This window comes from Citrobacter sp. XY323 (assembly GCF_025106035.1).
GTDB lineage: Bacteria > Pseudomonadota > Gammaproteobacteria > Enterobacterales > Enterobacteriaceae > Citrobacter > Citrobacter braakii.
Genome location: NZ_JANYUK010000012.1, coordinates 266,631 through 281,524, shown reverse-complemented (window position 1 = coordinate 281,524; position 14,894 = coordinate 266,631). Strand labels below are relative to the sequence as shown.

The window sequence follows — 14,894 nt, the reverse complement described above, 5'->3', positions numbered from 1 at the left end:
AGACCAGAGGTATCACGTACTTTTTTATGCCCGCTTAAAAGGACACCCATTCATCCTTTTTAGCGGCTGCAGACGTTTTGCTGTCTGCTGAAGGGGAAGCGGTGCTGGCGGCGGCGTACTGCACATCGTTTGCTGAAAGGCGGAACTGTTGTACCGAGCGTTGCAGCTCTTCCGTTTGCCGTTCAAGCGCCACAGCCGCGGCGGAAACTTGCTCTACCAGCGCGGCGTTCTGTTGCGTTACGCTGTCCATCTGCGTGATCGCCACGCTCACCTGCGAAATGCCCTTATTCTGTTCTTCTGAGGCAGAAGCAATTTGCTTCATGATAACGGTCACTTCGGTGGCTCCGCGCAGAATCGCCTCCATGGTTAATCCCGTCTCTTTAACCAGTCGAGCGCCCTGATCGACGCGACGCGACGATTCGCCAATCAGCGTCTCAATCTCTTTCGCCGCCCCGGCGCTACGGCTGGCAAGGTTACGCACCTCACCGGCAACAACGGCAAAACCACGCCCCTGCTCGCCTGCTCTGGCAGCTTCAACTGCCGCGTTCAGCGCCAGAATATTGGTCTGGAAGGCAATGCTATTAATAACAGACGTAATTTCCGCGATCTGTTTAGAGCTGGCGGCAATGCCGTCCATCGTCTCAACCACTTCTGAAACCAGGCTGCTCCCTTTACCTGCCGTCTCTGTCGCCGTATCGGCAAGCTGGCTGGCTTCACGCGCGTTTTCGGCGTTCAGTTTTACCGTTGCGGTCAGTTGCTCCATGCTGGCAGCGGTCTCTTCCAGCGCCGCAGCCTGCTCCTCAGTACGCGATGAGAGATCGTTATTGCCGGTGGAAATTTCCGTAGCCCCTCGCCAGATGTTGTCACTACCTGAGCGAATTGTACTGACGGCTTCGCGCAGGCTGTCCTGCATCGCGCACAATAACGGCACCAGTTGGCCCACGCAGTTACGGCCAAAATCTTCGATTGGATGGCTGAGATCGCCCTGAGCAATCTGCTGGAACTGCTGGCGGATACGTCCCAGGGGTTTCACCATCATGGCGACGAGGTAACGGTCTGTGAAGAACAGGAGGGCAATACCGAGGATCACGGCGGTAATAATTAGCGTCCGGATGATAGACGTTTTGCCATCAACCATGACGCGGGTGGTATCAAGCCGCTCACCTGCCGTGGCGTTAAAACGTTCGGCACTGGCGCCAAATTCACGGCTCAGCGCTGGCGTAACGGTGCTGGCATGCTCCGCAAAGGCCGTAAGCGTGCCCTGCTGCGCCAGTTGCATTTGCGGAATCACCCCGTTATCCAGCAGCGCCTGCCACTTCGTCAGTACCGCCGCGGCAACGTCCGGATCCATAGGCCCCGGAGACAACGTTTTCATCTCCTGGAGTTTTTTGCTCATATTCTCCAGGGACTGCTGCGCTGGTGCAAAATCAGGCGTTCCGCCGCTCATTTTGACATCCATGGCACGACTTAAGCGCGTTACGAAGCGAAAATACTGATCGTTCCCCTGACTGAGCACCGTCATCTGATGGACAAGATGACGGTCAATATCATTGCCTTCAGATATTTTTGATAAAGAATGAAGACTGAATAAACCCACGCCCGACCAGAGCAGGCAAAAAAGTCCCAGTATTGCCAACATGACAATACGAATAGTGAAGTTTTTCAGCAAACGCATAATAATTTCCTTGCCGTTGATGAGGAATTCGCCATCAGGCGATACTTATCCTTGTTATCGGCAGGCAACAGAGAAGATATAATGCATTCTTTATTTTTTTACTTTCTTAAGTGCATCCAATATTATTTACACTATATCAACATGAATGCTAATGAAATTAGCTAGCATTATTATTCAGATAATTAACCTGAAGCATTAAATAACCCCTTGTTTTCTATCGTAAATATTTGTTAAACCATGCAAGAGTACGCTCCCAGGCCAAATCAGCGGCAGCATTATCATAACGCGGTGTCGAGTCATTATGAAAACCATGATTAACGCCGGGATAGATATATGCCTCATAGACTTTCTTATTGGCTTTGAGCGCCGCTTCATAGGCAGGCCATCCCTCATTAATTCGGGTATCTAATTGCGCATAGTGCAGTAATAAAGGCGCTTTGATTTTAGGGACATCTGATGCAGGAACCTGACGCCCATAAAAAGGCACTGCGCAGGCCAGTTCAGGAAAAGCAACGGCTGCGGCATTCGATACGCCACCACCGTAGCAAAATCCGGTGATACCCACCTTTCCCGTCGCGCCTGAATAACGCTGCATAAATTCAATGGCGGCAAAGAAGTCGTTCATCAGCTTTACGGGGTCAACCTGCTGCTGCAACTCCCGACCCTTATCATCATTGCCAGGATAGCCCCCCACTGAACTTAATCCATCAGGCGCGAGTGCAATATAGCCCGCCTTCGCCACCCGCCGTGCCACATCCTCAATATACGGATTCAGCCCACGATTCTCATGCACCACCACTACCGCCGGAACTTTCCCCGTCGCTTTCGCAGGTTTAACCAGATACCCACGCACATCACCATGCCCTTCAGGTGAAGGATAAGTCATGTATTCCGCCAGGATATCAGGATCGGTGAACTCCACCTGCGTTGCGAGGGCATAATTGGGTTTCAATACATTGAATAATGCCAGCGCCGTCATACCACCGACTGCATATTTCGCAGCAAGATTGAGAAACTCGCGTTTCGTTATTTTGCCATGAGCGTAATAGTCATAGTAGTCGAGCAATTCTTGCGGAAAGTCTTTGGCAGTTAGACGCGGCATGGCAGCACTCCAGATCGATGTTTTTTTAAGCAAAGCACAGTGGTCTGTTTTTGCCCAGTTTTTCATTCCAGTGTGACCTGGTGAACGGGATATTCATCATGAACCCGCTAGAATAGAAACGTTGTTTCGAAATTCACCTGCACTAAGGAGATCTCATGGACTGGTTTGCCAATCCTGAACGTTACGAGCAGATGCTCTATCGCTACTGTGGGCGCAGCGGTTTACGTTTACCTGCGCTATCACTGGGTTTGTGGCACAGTTTTGGGCACGTTCAGGCGCTGGATTCACAGCGCGCTCTGCTGCGTAAAGCATTTGATTTAGGCATCACGCATTTTGATTTAGCCAATAACTACGGGCCGCCTCCGGGCAGCGCAGAAGAGAATTTTGGCCGATTATTGCGCGAGGATTTTGCACACTATCGTGATGAACTGATCATCTCCACCAAGGCAGGCTATGACATGTGGCCAGGGCCATACGGTTCTGGCGGTTCGCGCAAATACCTGCTCGCCAGCCTCGACCAGAGCCTGAAACGCATGGGCCTCGACTATGTCGATATCTTCTACTCGCACCGCGTTGACGAAAATACGCCAATGGAAGAGACCGCCTCAGCGCTGGCCCATGCGGTGCAAAGCGGTAAAGCGCTGTATGTCGGCATCTCATCCTATTCCCCGGAGCGTACGCAGAAAATGGCCGAGCTGATGCGGGAATGGAAAATTCCGCTGCTGATCCACCAGCCTTCTTACAACCTGCTTAACCGTTGGGTAGACAGCAGCGGTCTGCTGGATACGCTGGAATCCAACGGCATGGGCTGCATCGCATTTACGCCGCTGGCCCAGGGGCTGCTGACGGGGAAATACCTCAACGGCATTCCGGAAGGTTCACGCATGCAGCGTGAAGGGAAAAAAGTTCGTGGGCTGACGGAAAATATGCTGACGGAAGAAAACCTTAACAGCCTGCGTTTGCTCAATGAGATGGCGCAACAGCGCGGACAGTCAATGGCGCAAATGGCCTTAAGCTGGCTGCTGAAAGACAACCGGGTGACGTCGGTATTAATTGGCGCCAGCCGACCGGAGCAACTGGAGGAGAACGTTCAGGCATTGGCTAACCTGACGTTCAGCGCCGAAGAACTGGCGCAGATCGATAAGCACGTCGCGGACGGTAAGCTGAACCTGTGGCAGGCCTCATCTGACAAATAGCCGTTTGTAACTCTGTGCCGGGAAGCGGCGTTAGCCTCCCCGGCACGTAACAGGGCCAGCCAATCCCTTCACACCTCTTCCGCTTTGATCTCTGGACGTTGAAATTCCGGCCACACCAGCGCGACAAGCGCAGGATAAGCCTCCAGACTGAACTCCCTGAAGCACTGGCGTAAGTTAAGCACATCCAGATCGGCATGCGGGACTTTCTCACCGCTCAGACAGCGCTTTTTTATATTGTCGTAATATTTATACACCGCAGAGTTGAGATCGCTACAACGCCGCTGTGCATCAAATAGCCCTGGCGTCTCATTTAGCTCTACCATTGTCATCCGCTTGATCGTTGAGTGGATAAAATCGATATATTCGTGATTAACGCGCCAATACCATACTGGGGTAATCGAATTCATCAGTACCGAAAAATGATCTTCCCCCTCTTCTTTACTCAGCATTTCCGGCTGGTTTTCAGAGTGCCCATTTTCTGCATATCGGTTTTTATTTGCACTGCGCATCAACAAAAGTACCCCGCAGGTAAGCAATAGCAGGGTAATAACAGAATAAAATATACTGTTCATATACTGGCTCCATTTTTTTTGATTTTAAAATTACGCCATGCTATTGTCAACGCAGCCTGGTTTATTTAGAACAACATATCATTGGCATCAAAGGATATTTCAACATGCTTCCCGAGCATCTTGTTCCCTCGCGTTTTCACTTATCCAGCTCATCTACTAATACCAGTCCCACAGATAATAGTGAAAATTTGACTCAGGGAAAGAGAACATTAAGCGATTACGAACCCGATATTTTGATTAGCTCTACAGCTAACGGCCAGGCGCGCAATATGTTATTTGAAGAGTGCGATCGCCATTTAAAAGAGCGCCTGTTTCGTGCCGCAAAAATTGAGTCCTTCACTCGCCTGCTCAATTCACTACAAGCGGAAGGCGACATTAACGCTCAAGAATTAAGTAAAATTTTATCTACAAAAACAGCCAGCGTAAATGAACAGGGCAATAAAATTTGGCTTAATTTAATTACGCGTGAGACCAGCGATCCTATTTTTTATTCTCTGGAAGAGAAATAAAATGAAAGATGTTGAGGATAATAATGTTTATTTGGCTTTAGATGACCATAAAAGCGATGAGTTTGTCTTAAAGCAAAATTTGGCCGTATTGATTGCCAATAAAAATGCGACGTTGGAAAGCGTTGCCCAGGAGATGGTCTCTATTCCCGCCGCGCTGGTGCGGATGAAATGGCAAAATCGTCGCGAAATTTATGCGCTACAGGCTAAAGAAGAGATCTATGGCGCCGCGATTGAAGCCATTATGGAGCAGCAACCAGAACTACGGGACAAAATCATGGCCCGGCTGGAGAGCACATACCAGCATATACTCAAGCGAGAAACAGCCACCTTACGCCTGACGCGTAAACTGTCTGAAGGGAACTACGAACCCACCAGGATAACGGCAGTCGCACTGGATGAGGACAGATAAGGGCGTGTGGGGAGAGTTAAATCAGGAGAGGAAGGCCGGGTAAGGCAACAACCATTACCCGGCAATCAGGATTACTTCGCTTTCACGGTCTCTTCACCGACCAGACCAATCTTCAGGAAACCCGCCTGATGCAGCGTATCCATAACTTTCATCATGGTTTCATAATCGACGGTTTTATCCGCACGGAAGAAAATCGTGGTGTCTTTCTTCCCATCGGTCAGCGTATTTAATTCGCTAATCATGGTGTCATCCGTCACCTGATTGTTGCCAATAAACATACTCTTATCGGCTTTAACAGACAGGTAAACCGGTTTTTCCGGACGCGGCTGCGGCGTGCTGGTGGAAGCCGGGAGATTCACCTTCACATCCACCGTTGCCAACGGTGCGGCCACCATAAAGATGATCAATAAAACCAACATAACATCGATAAACGGTGTCACGTTGATTTCATGCATTTCACCGTTATCGTCCAGGTTTTCATTAAAGCTCATTGCCATGGAACATTATCCTACACGTAATTTCTGCGCAGCACGTACCGGATGGGCAGAAGCGCTAGCGTTCAGGTCCAGATCGCGACTTTGCAGCAACAATACCTGTGCCGCGACATCGCCCAGCATCGCTTTATAGCTGCCAATCTGACGTGCGAAAATGTTGTAGATAACGACCGCAGGAATTGCCGCGACCAGACCGATCGCCGTCGCTAACAGTGCTTCTGCGATACCCGGCGCAACAACGGCCAGGTTGGTCGTTTGGGTTTGTGCAATCCCGATGAAGCTATTCATGATGCCCCATACGGTACCGAACAGACCCACAAATGGAGAGATAGCCCCGATGGTGGCCAGGTAGCCGTTACCACGTCCCATATGACGACCTACCGCCGCCACACGACGCTCCAGACGAAAGCCGGTACGCTCTTTAATACCTTCGTTGTCGTCGCTGCCTTCTGACAATTCCAGTTCGTTCTGCGCTTCGTAAATCAACTGTGCGCCCAAGCTTTTGCCATCAAATCCTGCAGCAATCTCATTTGCCTGGTCTAAAGAGCGGGCGTCCGCCAGCAGTTGCTGTTCACGCTTAAGGCGGCGTTTCTGAGTAAAGAACTCAAGGCTCTTACTAAAGAAGATAGCCCAGGTGACCACTGATGCCAAAATCAGCCCAATCATCACGCACTTAACCACGATATCGGCGTGCTGATACATACCCCAGACGGAAAGATCCGTCTGCATCAAATTATTACCCACTCTGTATCTCCAGGACGCAAATCACAAAATCTGAGCGTAATGATATCAAAACGACGTCGAATTGATAGTCGTTCTCATTACTATTTACATATTGCCGCACCTTTGGTTTCTTTTCCTTGCGCTTACGCAGTAAAAAAGTCACCAGAAGCATTTTGAGATTATTTTCTACTGTATGACCGTTCTGCAGGATGCGTCATCTTTGATTCATGGTAGTTTAGACATCCAGACGTATAAAAACAGGTAAGACGACATGGCAGATAAGCAACTTGAAACCAAACTCGTTCACGCAGGACGCAGTAAAAAGTACACGCTGGGCGCGGTAAATAGCGTGATCCAGCGCGCTTCTTCGCTAGTGTTTGACACCGTAGAGGCCAAAAAGCAGGCTACGCACAACCGTGCTAACGGTGCGCTTTTCTATGGACGTCGCGGAACCCTGACGCATTTTTCCCTGCAGGAGGCAATGTGTGAACTGGAAGGCGGCGCGGGTTGCGCGTTGTTCCCCTGCGGCGCGGCGGCCGTTGCCAACACCATCCTCGCCTTTGTGGAACAAGGGGATAATGTGCTGATGACCAATACCGCCTATGAACCCAGCCAGGATTTCTGCACCAAAATTCTCGGCAAACTCGGCGTATCCACCGGATGGTTCGATCCGCTGGTTGGTGCCGATATTGTGAAGCACATACAGCCGAACACTAAAGTCGTATTTCTGGAATCTCCCGGCTCTGTCACCATGGAAGTACATGATGTCCCTGCTATTGTTGCCGCCGTCAGAAGCGTCGCGCCGGATGCGATCATCATAATTGATAACACCTGGGCTGCCGGGGTGCTGTTCAAAGCGCTGGATTTTGGCATCGATATTTCTATTCAGGCTGGTACCAAATATCTGATTGGCCATTCCGACGCCATGGTCGGCACTGCGGTAGCTAATGCCCGTTGCTGGGATCAACTGCGCGAAAATGCCTATCTGATGGGGCAAATGCTGGACGCCGATACCGCCTATATGACCAGCCGCGGACTGCGTACGCTAAGTGTTCGCCTGCGCCAACATCATGAAAGCAGCTTAAAGGTCGCAGAGTGGCTGGCCAGTCATCCGCAGGTCGCCCGCGTGAACCACCCCGCGCTGCCCGGCAGTAAAGGCCACGAATTCTGGAAGCGTGATTTCACCGGCAGCAGCGGACTGTTCTCATTTGTATTGAATAAGAAACTAAATCATGAAGAGCTGGCCGCGTATCTCGACCACTTCAGCCTGTTCAGCATGGCCTACTCCTGGGGCGGTTTTGAGTCGCTGATTCTCGCTAATCAGCCGGAACACATTGTCGCAATCCGTCCCCAAGGCGAGGTGGACTTCAGTGGAACGCTCATCCGTTTGCATATCGGTTTAGAGAATGTTGACGATCTGATTGCCGATTTGGCCGCAGGATTTGCCCGAATCGAGTAAAATTGCCATAGATGGACATATATGCAGACACTTCTGGTGGAAAAGTCTGCAATTGTTGCGTCCGGGATCAAGGCATCCCGGACAATTCAGGAGTACAATCCACACATAAACGCTGTTCCACAGGAAAGTCCATGGTAGTCATTCAAGATATTGTCTCCGCGCTTTGGCAACACGATTTTGCCGCGTTGGCGGATCCGCACGTTGTGAGCGTGGTGTACTTCGTAATGTTCGCCACACTGTTTTTAGAAAATGGCCTGCTGCCTGCCTCCTTTTTACCCGGAGACAGCCTGTTATTGCTGGCAGGGGCGCTGATCGCTCAGGACGTGATGAGTTTTATACCTACCATAGCTATTCTGACTGCCGCAGCCAGTCTGGGTTGCTGGCTGAGCTACATTCAGGGACGCTGGCTGGGCAACACGCGGACGGTAAAAGGCTGGCTGGCGCAATTACCTGATAAATATCATCAGCGCGCTACCTGCATGTTTGACCAACACGGGCTGATGGCACTGCTGGCTGGGCGTTTCCTGGCATTCGTTCGTACCTTGCTGCCAACAATGGCGGGAATTTCGGGCCTGCCAAACCGTCGGTTCCAGTTTTTTAACTGGCTGAGCGGTCTGCTGTGGGTCACCGTCGTCACCGGCTTTGGCTATGCGCTGAGCATGATCCCGTTCGTCAAACGCCATGAAGATCAGGTGATGACCTTTTTAATGATCCTGCCGATTGCCCTGTTAACCGCGGGTCTGTTGGGTACCCTGTTTGTCGTGATTAAAAAAAAATACTGTAGCGCCTGAGTATTAACCGTAGGCCGGGGTTCCCCCGGCATTTTCGCCTGATGACGTTTCGCTTATCAGGCCAGCGCTGAGCAAGTTTAACTCCCCTGCATCATTCGAATTCTGGCCGCATCCTCCCCTGGCGTTACGCCAAAGAAACGTTTGAATTCCCGACTGAATTGCGATGCGCTCTCATAGCCGACGCGCATGGCAGCCGCACTGGCCTTCATCCCGTCGTGGATCATCATCATCCGTGCTTTATGCAGACGATAGCTCTTCAGGTATTGCAGCGGCGACGTGCTGGTCACCGCTTTAAAATTATGATGAAACGCCGACACGCTCATGTTCGCTTCTGCCGCCAGCTGTTCGACATTGAGATTTTCGGTGTATTTGGTTTCAATGCGCTTTAGCACACGGCTTATCAAACTGAAATGCGTCTGGCGGCTAACCAGCGCCAGTAATGCGCCGCCGCGCGGCCCGGTCAGCACATGGTAGAGGATCTCGCGAATAATCTGTTTCCCCAGAATACGCGCATCCAGCGGTCGCTCCATCACATCCAGCAGGCGCTCAGCGGCGCAAAGAATTTCGTCAGAAAGCGTCGCGGAGTTGATCCCGCTGGCCGCCATGGCGGGCTGGAACAGCTCATCTTCCCCAATGTCCATCAACAGCTCCTGCAATTGCAGAATATCGACATTCAGGTAGATACCGGCCAGGGGAACCTCCGGCGTTGCATACGTTTCACATTCAAAGGGTAACGGTACGGTTAGCAACAGGTATTCGTTGGCGTCATAACGAAATACACGTTCATTGATATAACCAATTTTATGTCCCGAAAAGAGAAATATGATTCCTGGCTGATACATTACCGGTGTACGCGCTGCCGGCTCAGTTCCATGCAGCAGGCGGACATCTGGCAGCAGTTCGCTGAGTTTATTTTCATTGTTTTTCAGCTGCTTAATTTTATCTGTCAGCAGGAGGCAGATCTCATCACGGTTCATAGAGCACCATTTCATCATCGGTTTGCAACCCTGACATAATGCGCAGATTTATCCGTTTTCTCCAGCAGTCTGTAGAAATGGGCAAGACATCGGCAGAAATGAGCATTGAGAGCAGCGCGGCTGACGACCACAATGTTCATCATCCGGCAGACACTCTCCTGCCCTCTTTTTTTACCCACATAAGGGAACGAGCAATGAACAACTTTAATCTCCATACCCCAACCCGCATTCTGTTTGGTAAAGGTGCGATTGCTGAGCTGCGCGATCAAATCCCTCAGGATGCTCGCGTATTGGTTACCTATGGCGGCGGTAGCGTGAAAAAAACCGGTGTCCTGGCACAAGTTCAGGATGCGCTGAAAGGCCTGGACGTGCTGGAGTTTGGCGGTATTGAGCCGAACCCGTCTTATGAAACGCTGATGAACGCGGTAAAAATCGTGCGTGATGAGAAAGTGACGTTCCTGCTGGCGGTAGGCGGCGGTTCGGTGCTGGATGGCACCAAATTCATCGCGGCTGCAGCACAATACGCTGACGGCATCGATCCATGGCGCATTCTGGAAACCCACGGCAACGACGTAACAAGCGCTATCCCGATGGGCTCCGTATTAACCCTGCCAGCAACCGGCTCTGAATCTAACTCCGGCGCGGTCATTTCGCGTAAAACCACCGGCGATAAGCTGGCCTTTATGACCCCATTTGTGCAGCCGGTATTTGCCGTACTGGATCCGGTTTACACCTATACCCTGCCGCCGCGTCAGGTTGCGAACGGCGTCGTAGATGCGTTCGTACATACCGTTGAGCAGTATGTGACTTATCCGGTAGACGGGAAAATTCAGGATCGCTTTGCTGAAGGTATTCTGCTTACGCTGGTAGAAGAAGGCCCGAAAGCATTGCAGGAGCCGGAAAATTACAACGTGCGTGCGAACGTTATGTGGGCGGCAACCCAGGCGCTGAACGGCCTGATTGGCGCAGGCGTACCACAGGACTGGGCAACGCATATGCTGGGCCACGAACTGACCGCAATGCACGGTCTGGATCATGCTCAAACATTGGCTATCGTTCTGCCAGCGCTGTGGAATGAAAAACGCGATACCAAACGTGCCAAACTGTTGCAATACGCAGAGCGTATCTGGAATATCACTGAAGGTTCCGATGACCAACGCATCGACGCCGCTATTGCCGCAACCCGCGCTTTCTTCGAACAAATGGGCGTACCGACTCGTCTGTCTGACTACGGCCTGGACGGTAGCTCCATCCCGGCGCTACTGGAAAAACTGCAAGCGCACGGCGGTACGAAACTGGGCGAACATCAGGACATTACGCTCGAGGTCAGCCGTCGGATTTACGAAGCTGCCCGCTAAGTTTTTTTCACCTCCGCCTTTCATTTTTGGGTATTTATATTCTAAATATTTCGAGTTGCATAAAGGCGGCAAAGGAGATAATCCCCAGGAGCTTACATAAGTCAGTGACTGGGGGTGAAACGACAAACCTGCCGGGAGCAGATTTGAACGCTGCTTGCAGCGGCCCTGAAAGGGCGAGGCCCATGGATGGGCCACGTAATAAAGCCAACGCATATGCAGCTTGAAGTATGACGAGGATAGGCCAGACTTAAGTCACACCTAACTTACCGGGGCTTGCCTCGGTAAACTCAATTCAGGGGAGGAATTATGACCGGTCCAACCATTATTAAACTACAGGATGGTAACGTCATGCCGCAGCTGGGCCTGGGGGTCTGGAAGGCAAGTAACGAAGAGGTCATCACTGCCATTCATAAAGCGCTGGAAGTGGGGTATCGCTCAATTGATACCGCTGCGGCGTACAAAAACGAAGAAGGTGTCGGCAAAGCAATACGCGATGCGGGCGTACCGCGGGAAGAGTTATTCATCACCACCAAGCTATGGAATGATGACCAGAAACGCCCTCGGGAAGCCTTGCTCGAAAGCATGGAGAAACTCCGGCTCGATTACCTCGATCTTTATCTGATGCACTGGCCGGTTCCGGCGATCGACCACTACGTTGAAGCGTGGGAAAGCATGATCGATCTGCAAAAAGAAGGGCTGATTAAGAGCATCGGCGTGTGTAACTTTCAGATCAATCATCTCCAGCGACTGATGGATGAAACCGGCGTACCACCAATGATTAACCAGATAGAACTTCATCCGCTTATGCAACAGCGCCAACTGCACGCCTGGAACGCAACGCATAAAATCCAGACCGAATCCTGGAGCCCGCTGGCGCAGGGCGGCAAAGACGTCTTTGATCAAAAGATCATCCGCGATCTCGCGGAGAAATATGGCAAATCACCGGCGCAGATTGTCATCCGCTGGCATCTGGATAGCGGCCTGGTGGTTATTCCGAAATCAGTCACCCCTGCGCGTATCGCAGAAAACTTTAACGTCTGGGACTTCCGCCTGGATAAAGATGAATTAGGCGAAATCGCAAAGCTCGATCAGGGCAAACGTCTGGGACCAGACCCGGACCAGTTCGGCGGTTAACCCCTTCTCTCCTGCCCGACCTCTTGTCGGGCCTTTACTGATTTGAATTTCGGCGTAGACCACGTGCACAGCTAATTGAGTCCCATGCGCTCTGCCCCACTGGAAGCCGATTGAATCGCAGCAGAACCAATTTTTCGAGCAGTATGAAGGATATCTGTCGTCACACGATCATGAACGGGCAGATGATGCAAAACTGGCCGCATTAGCGGCCAGAATTCGTGAGGCATAAATACTGAGCACTTCTGCCAGATGGCACCTTATCCGGCCGACGGTCTTTCAGGCCCGGTAAACATTTCACTCCCGGGCAAGACAGATTAGCGCCCTGCTACTTTCCCACGTTTTTTGTTCGCGGCAGGCGTCTGGCGCTGATGCGCCACAGGCGTGTGCTTGGTCAACGCCGGACGGGTATGACGGTTCTGGCGACGCGCTTCGCGCATCTCTTCCAGCGTAGGCGCCGGAACCAGACATTCGCGACGACCACCGATCAGATGCTTTTTCCCCATATCTTCCAGCGCCTGGCGGATTAACGGCCAGTTGGCTGGGTCGTGGTAACGCAGCAGCGCTTTATGCAGACGACGCTGTTTATCACCTTTCGGCACCACCACGTCTTCACTCTTGTAACCAATTTTACCCAGCGGGTTTTTCCCGGTGTAATACATGGTTGTGGAGTTCGCCAATGGTGATGGATAGAAGTTCTGCACCTGATCCAGACGGAAACGACGTTGCTTCAGCCACAGCGCCAGATTCACCATATCCTCGTCACGCGTCCCAGGATGCGCAGAAATAAAGTACGGGATCAGGTACTGCTCTTTACCGGCCTGTTTAGAGTAGGTGTCGAACAATTCCTTAAAGCGATCGTAGCTGCCCATCCCCGGCTTCATCATCTTCGACAGCGGGCCTTCTTCAGTATGCTCTGGCGCAATCTTCAGATAGCCGCCCACGTGGTGGGTCGCCAGCTCTTTGATATAGCGCGGATCTTCAACCGCGATGTCATAGCGCACACCTGAAGCGATAAGGATCTTTTTAATGCCTTTCAAATCACGCGCACGGCGATAGAGGTTAATCGTCGGCTCGTGGTTGGTATCCATATGCGGACAGATATCCGGGTAGACGCATGACAAACGACGGCAGGTTTGCTCCGCACGCGGTGACTTACAGCGCAGCATATACATGTTCGCCGTTGGGCCGCCGAGATCGGAAATCACGCCGGTAAAGCCCGGAACGGTGTCGCGAATAGCTTCGATTTCATTGATGATCGAGTCTTCAGAGCGGCTCTGGATAATGCGGCCTTCGTGCTCGGTGATCGAACAGAACGAGCAGCCGCCAAAACAGCCACGCATAATGTTGATCGAGAAACGGATCATCTCGTAGGCCGGAATGCGGCTGTCGCCATACGCCGGATGCGGCACGCGCTTGTACGGCAGCGCAAAGACGCTGTCCATTTCTTCGGTAGAGAGCGGAATGGCTGGCGGGTTGATCCAGATGTAGCGATCGCCATGCTTTTGCATCAGCGCGCGCGCACAGCCTGGGTTGGTTTCGTGGTGCAGGATACGCGACGCATGTGCATACAGCACTTTATCGCCCTTCACTTTTTCGAAGGACGGCAGCAGCACGTAGGTTTTTTCCCACGGTTTCGGGCGCGGCGGCTGTACGGTTACCGCTTTCGCTTCCTGCTTTTTCGGTGCGACAGGTTTGTTGTCGGCACACGGCAAATCCTCGCCGTACGGATGCGGGATCGGGTCAATTTTGCCCGGCGTGTCGAGACGCGTGGAATCCACCCCACTCCAGCCCGGCAGCGCTTCTTTAACCATAATCGCGGTGTTACGCACGTCGCGGATCTGATCGATAGTTTCACCCATCGCCAGACGATGCGCCACTTCCACCAGCGGACGTTCGCCGTTACCGAACATCAGCATGTCGGCTTTTGAATCCACCAGCACGGAGCGACGAACGGTATCAGACCAGTAGTCGTAGTGCGCGGTACGGCGCAGGCTGGCCTCAATACCGCCGAGAATAACCGGCACATCTTTCCATGCTTCCTTACAGCGCTGGGTATAGACCAGCGTCGCGCGGTCCGGGCGTTTGCCCGCCACGTTGTCTGGCGTATAAGCATCGTCATGGCGCAGTCGGCGATCGGCGGTATAACGGTTGATCATCGAATCCATGTTGCCCGCGGTAACACCAAAGAACAGGTTCGGTTTACCCAAACACATAAAATCGTCTTTGTTGTTCCACTCCGGCTGGGCGATAATCCCAACACGAAAGCCCTGCGCTTCCAGCATACGGCCGCAAATTGCCATGCCAAAGCTGGGATGATCGACGTATGCATCGCCGGTAACCAGAATGATGTCGCAGCTATCCCAGCCAAGTTGGTCCATTTCGTCGCGTGACATCGGCAAAAATGGTGCCGGGCCAAAACAGGCAGCCCAGTACTGCGGCCAGGAGAAAAGGTCTCTGTCCGGCTGGATCAGGGATATTGCGCTCATAGTGCTTCC

Annotated in this window: 14 protein-coding genes and 1 pseudogene; 8 read left to right on the top strand and 7 right to left on the bottom strand. The window is 52.0% G+C overall.

The window, feature by feature from the left end; translation table 11 throughout:
* Positions 1-34 precede the first annotated feature (34 nt).
* Both N0B36_RS17310 and yghX read right to left on the bottom strand, forming a co-directional pair.
* Positions 35-1,675, bottom strand: a complete 1,641-nt coding sequence (locus N0B36_RS17310; RefSeq protein WP_047414033.1) for a methyl-accepting chemotaxis protein — start codon at positions 1,673-1,675, stop codon at positions 35-37.
* Positions 1,676-1,889: 214 nt separating this feature from the next.
* Positions 1,890-2,777 carry a YghX family hydrolase gene (yghX, locus tag N0B36_RS17305; RefSeq protein WP_047499231.1) on the bottom strand — a complete coding sequence of 296 codons (888 nt, stop codon included), beginning with the start codon at positions 2,775-2,777 and terminating at the stop codon, positions 1,890-1,892.
* Positions 2,778-2,932: 155 nt separating this feature from the next.
* Here yghX and N0B36_RS17300 point away from each other — a divergent pair, with 155 nt between their 5' ends.
* Complete coding sequence (locus N0B36_RS17300) at positions 2,933-3,973, top strand: aldo/keto reductase (RefSeq protein WP_016154497.1); 1,041 nt, start codon at positions 2,933-2,935, stop codon at positions 3,971-3,973.
* A 68-nt stretch (positions 3,974-4,041) separates the two neighbouring features.
* On the opposite strand, the gene N0B36_RS17295 is transcribed toward N0B36_RS17300, so the two are convergent.
* Positions 4,042-4,545, bottom strand: a complete 504-nt coding sequence (locus tag N0B36_RS17295) for an ESA_00282 family adhesion-associated protein (RefSeq protein ID WP_016154498.1) — start codon at positions 4,543-4,545, stop codon at positions 4,042-4,044.
* A gap of 104 nt (positions 4,546-4,649) precedes the next feature.
* Between N0B36_RS17295 and N0B36_RS17290 the strand changes: the two genes are divergently transcribed.
* Together N0B36_RS17290 and N0B36_RS17285 are read left to right on the top strand one after the other, a co-directional pair.
* Entirely contained in the window at positions 4,650-5,054 is a 405-nt protein-coding gene (locus N0B36_RS17290) for a hypothetical protein (protein WP_046276175.1), read from the top strand.
* A 1-nt stretch (position 5,055) separates the two neighbouring features.
* On the top strand, positions 5,056-5,463 hold the full coding sequence (locus N0B36_RS17285) for a hypothetical protein (protein ID WP_016154500.1): 408 nt from the start codon (positions 5,056-5,058) through the stop codon (positions 5,461-5,463).
* A 71-nt stretch (positions 5,464-5,534) separates the two neighbouring features.
* Here the strand turns inward: N0B36_RS17285 and exbD are convergent, their stop codons facing one another.
* Positions 5,535-5,960 carry a TonB system transport protein ExbD gene (gene exbD, locus N0B36_RS17280; protein WP_016154501.1) on the bottom strand — a complete coding sequence of 142 codons (426 nt, stop codon included), beginning with the start codon at positions 5,958-5,960 and terminating at the stop codon, positions 5,535-5,537.
* A gap of 6 nt (positions 5,961-5,966) precedes the next feature.
* A complete protein-coding gene (gene exbB, locus N0B36_RS17275; RefSeq protein WP_016154502.1) occupies positions 5,967-6,701 on the bottom strand; it encodes a tol-pal system-associated acyl-CoA thioesterase in 735 nt (244 codons plus the stop codon).
* Positions 6,702-6,951: 250 nt separating this feature from the next.
* Here exbB and metC point away from each other — a divergent pair, with 250 nt between their 5' ends.
* Positions 6,952-8,139 (top strand): cystathionine beta-lyase, encoded by a 1,188-nt coding sequence (gene metC, locus N0B36_RS17270; protein ID WP_259688664.1) that lies wholly within the window; start codon positions 6,952-6,954, stop codon positions 8,137-8,139.
* Between the two features lie 131 nt (positions 8,140-8,270).
* Complete coding sequence (gene yghB, locus N0B36_RS17265) at positions 8,271-8,930, top strand: DedA family general envelope maintenance protein YghB (protein WP_016154504.1); 660 nt, start codon at positions 8,271-8,273, stop codon at positions 8,928-8,930.
* Between the two features lie 77 nt (positions 8,931-9,007).
* On the opposite strand, the gene N0B36_RS17260 is transcribed toward yghB, so the two are convergent.
* Positions 9,008-9,907: an AraC family transcriptional regulator gene (locus N0B36_RS17260; RefSeq protein ID WP_029139662.1), complete on the bottom strand. Its 900-nt coding sequence runs from the start codon at positions 9,905-9,907 to the stop codon at positions 9,008-9,010.
* Positions 9,908-10,101: 194 nt separating this feature from the next.
* On the opposite strand from N0B36_RS17260, the gene yqhD reads away from it, so the two are divergent.
* The 3 genes and pseudogenes from yqhD to N0B36_RS17245 all read left to right on the top strand — a co-directional run.
* Positions 10,102-11,265 carry an alcohol dehydrogenase gene (gene yqhD, locus N0B36_RS17255; protein WP_003838168.1) on the top strand — a complete coding sequence of 388 codons (1,164 nt, stop codon included), beginning with the start codon at positions 10,102-10,104 and terminating at the stop codon, positions 11,263-11,265.
* A 306-nt stretch (positions 11,266-11,571) separates the two neighbouring features.
* On the top strand, positions 11,572-12,399 hold the full coding sequence (dkgA, locus tag N0B36_RS17250) for a 2,5-didehydrogluconate reductase DkgA (RefSeq protein ID WP_259688663.1): 828 nt from the start codon (positions 11,572-11,574) through the stop codon (positions 12,397-12,399).
* A 48-nt stretch (positions 12,400-12,447) separates the two neighbouring features.
* Positions 12,448-12,628 (top strand): annotated as a pseudogene (locus N0B36_RS17245) (hypothetical protein); the annotation flags it as partial.
* 85 nt (positions 12,629-12,713) lie between these two features.
* Here N0B36_RS17245 and N0B36_RS17240 read toward each other — a convergent pair.
* The gene (locus N0B36_RS17240; RefSeq protein WP_259688662.1) at positions 12,714-14,885 is read right to left on the bottom strand and encodes a YgiQ family radical SAM protein; all 2,172 of its coding nucleotides are present in this window, start codon (positions 14,883-14,885) and stop codon (positions 12,714-12,716) included.
* Positions 14,886-14,894 lie beyond the last annotated feature (9 nt).

Excerpts from the sequence above, each read along its gene's own strand:
- N0B36_RS17285 (WP_016154500.1), top strand. The coding sequence starts at position 5,056 with ATGAAAGATGTTGAGGATAATAATGTTTATTTGGCTTTAGATGACCAT.
- yghX (WP_047499231.1), bottom strand. The coding sequence starts at position 2,777 with ATGCCGCGTCTAACTGCCAAAGACTTTCCGCAAGAATTGCTCGACTAC.
- N0B36_RS17240 (WP_259688662.1), bottom strand. The coding sequence starts at position 14,885 with ATGAGCGCAATATCCCTGATCCAGCCGGACAGAGACCTTTTCTCCTGG.
- metC (WP_259688664.1), top strand. The coding sequence starts at position 6,952 with ATGGCAGATAAGCAACTTGAAACCAAACTCGTTCACGCAGGACGCAGT.
- exbD (WP_016154501.1), bottom strand. The coding sequence starts at position 5,960 with ATGGCAATGAGCTTTAATGAAAACCTGGACGATAACGGTGAAATGCAT.
- N0B36_RS17295 (WP_016154498.1), bottom strand. The coding sequence starts at position 4,545 with ATGAACAGTATATTTTATTCTGTTATTACCCTGCTATTGCTTACCTGC.
- dkgA (WP_259688663.1), top strand. The coding sequence starts at position 11,572 with ATGACCGGTCCAACCATTATTAAACTACAGGATGGTAACGTCATGCCG.
- yqhD (WP_003838168.1), top strand. The coding sequence starts at position 10,102 with ATGAACAACTTTAATCTCCATACCCCAACCCGCATTCTGTTTGGTAAA.
- N0B36_RS17310 (WP_047414033.1), bottom strand. The coding sequence starts at position 1,675 with ATGCGTTTGCTGAAAAACTTCACTATTCGTATTGTCATGTTGGCAATA.
- N0B36_RS17300 (WP_016154497.1), top strand. The coding sequence starts at position 2,933 with ATGGACTGGTTTGCCAATCCTGAACGTTACGAGCAGATGCTCTATCGC.
- yghB (WP_016154504.1), top strand. The coding sequence starts at position 8,271 with ATGGTAGTCATTCAAGATATTGTCTCCGCGCTTTGGCAACACGATTTT.
- N0B36_RS17290 (WP_046276175.1), top strand. The coding sequence starts at position 4,650 with ATGCTTCCCGAGCATCTTGTTCCCTCGCGTTTTCACTTATCCAGCTCA.
- N0B36_RS17260 (WP_029139662.1), bottom strand. The coding sequence starts at position 9,907 with ATGAACCGTGATGAGATCTGCCTCCTGCTGACAGATAAAATTAAGCAG.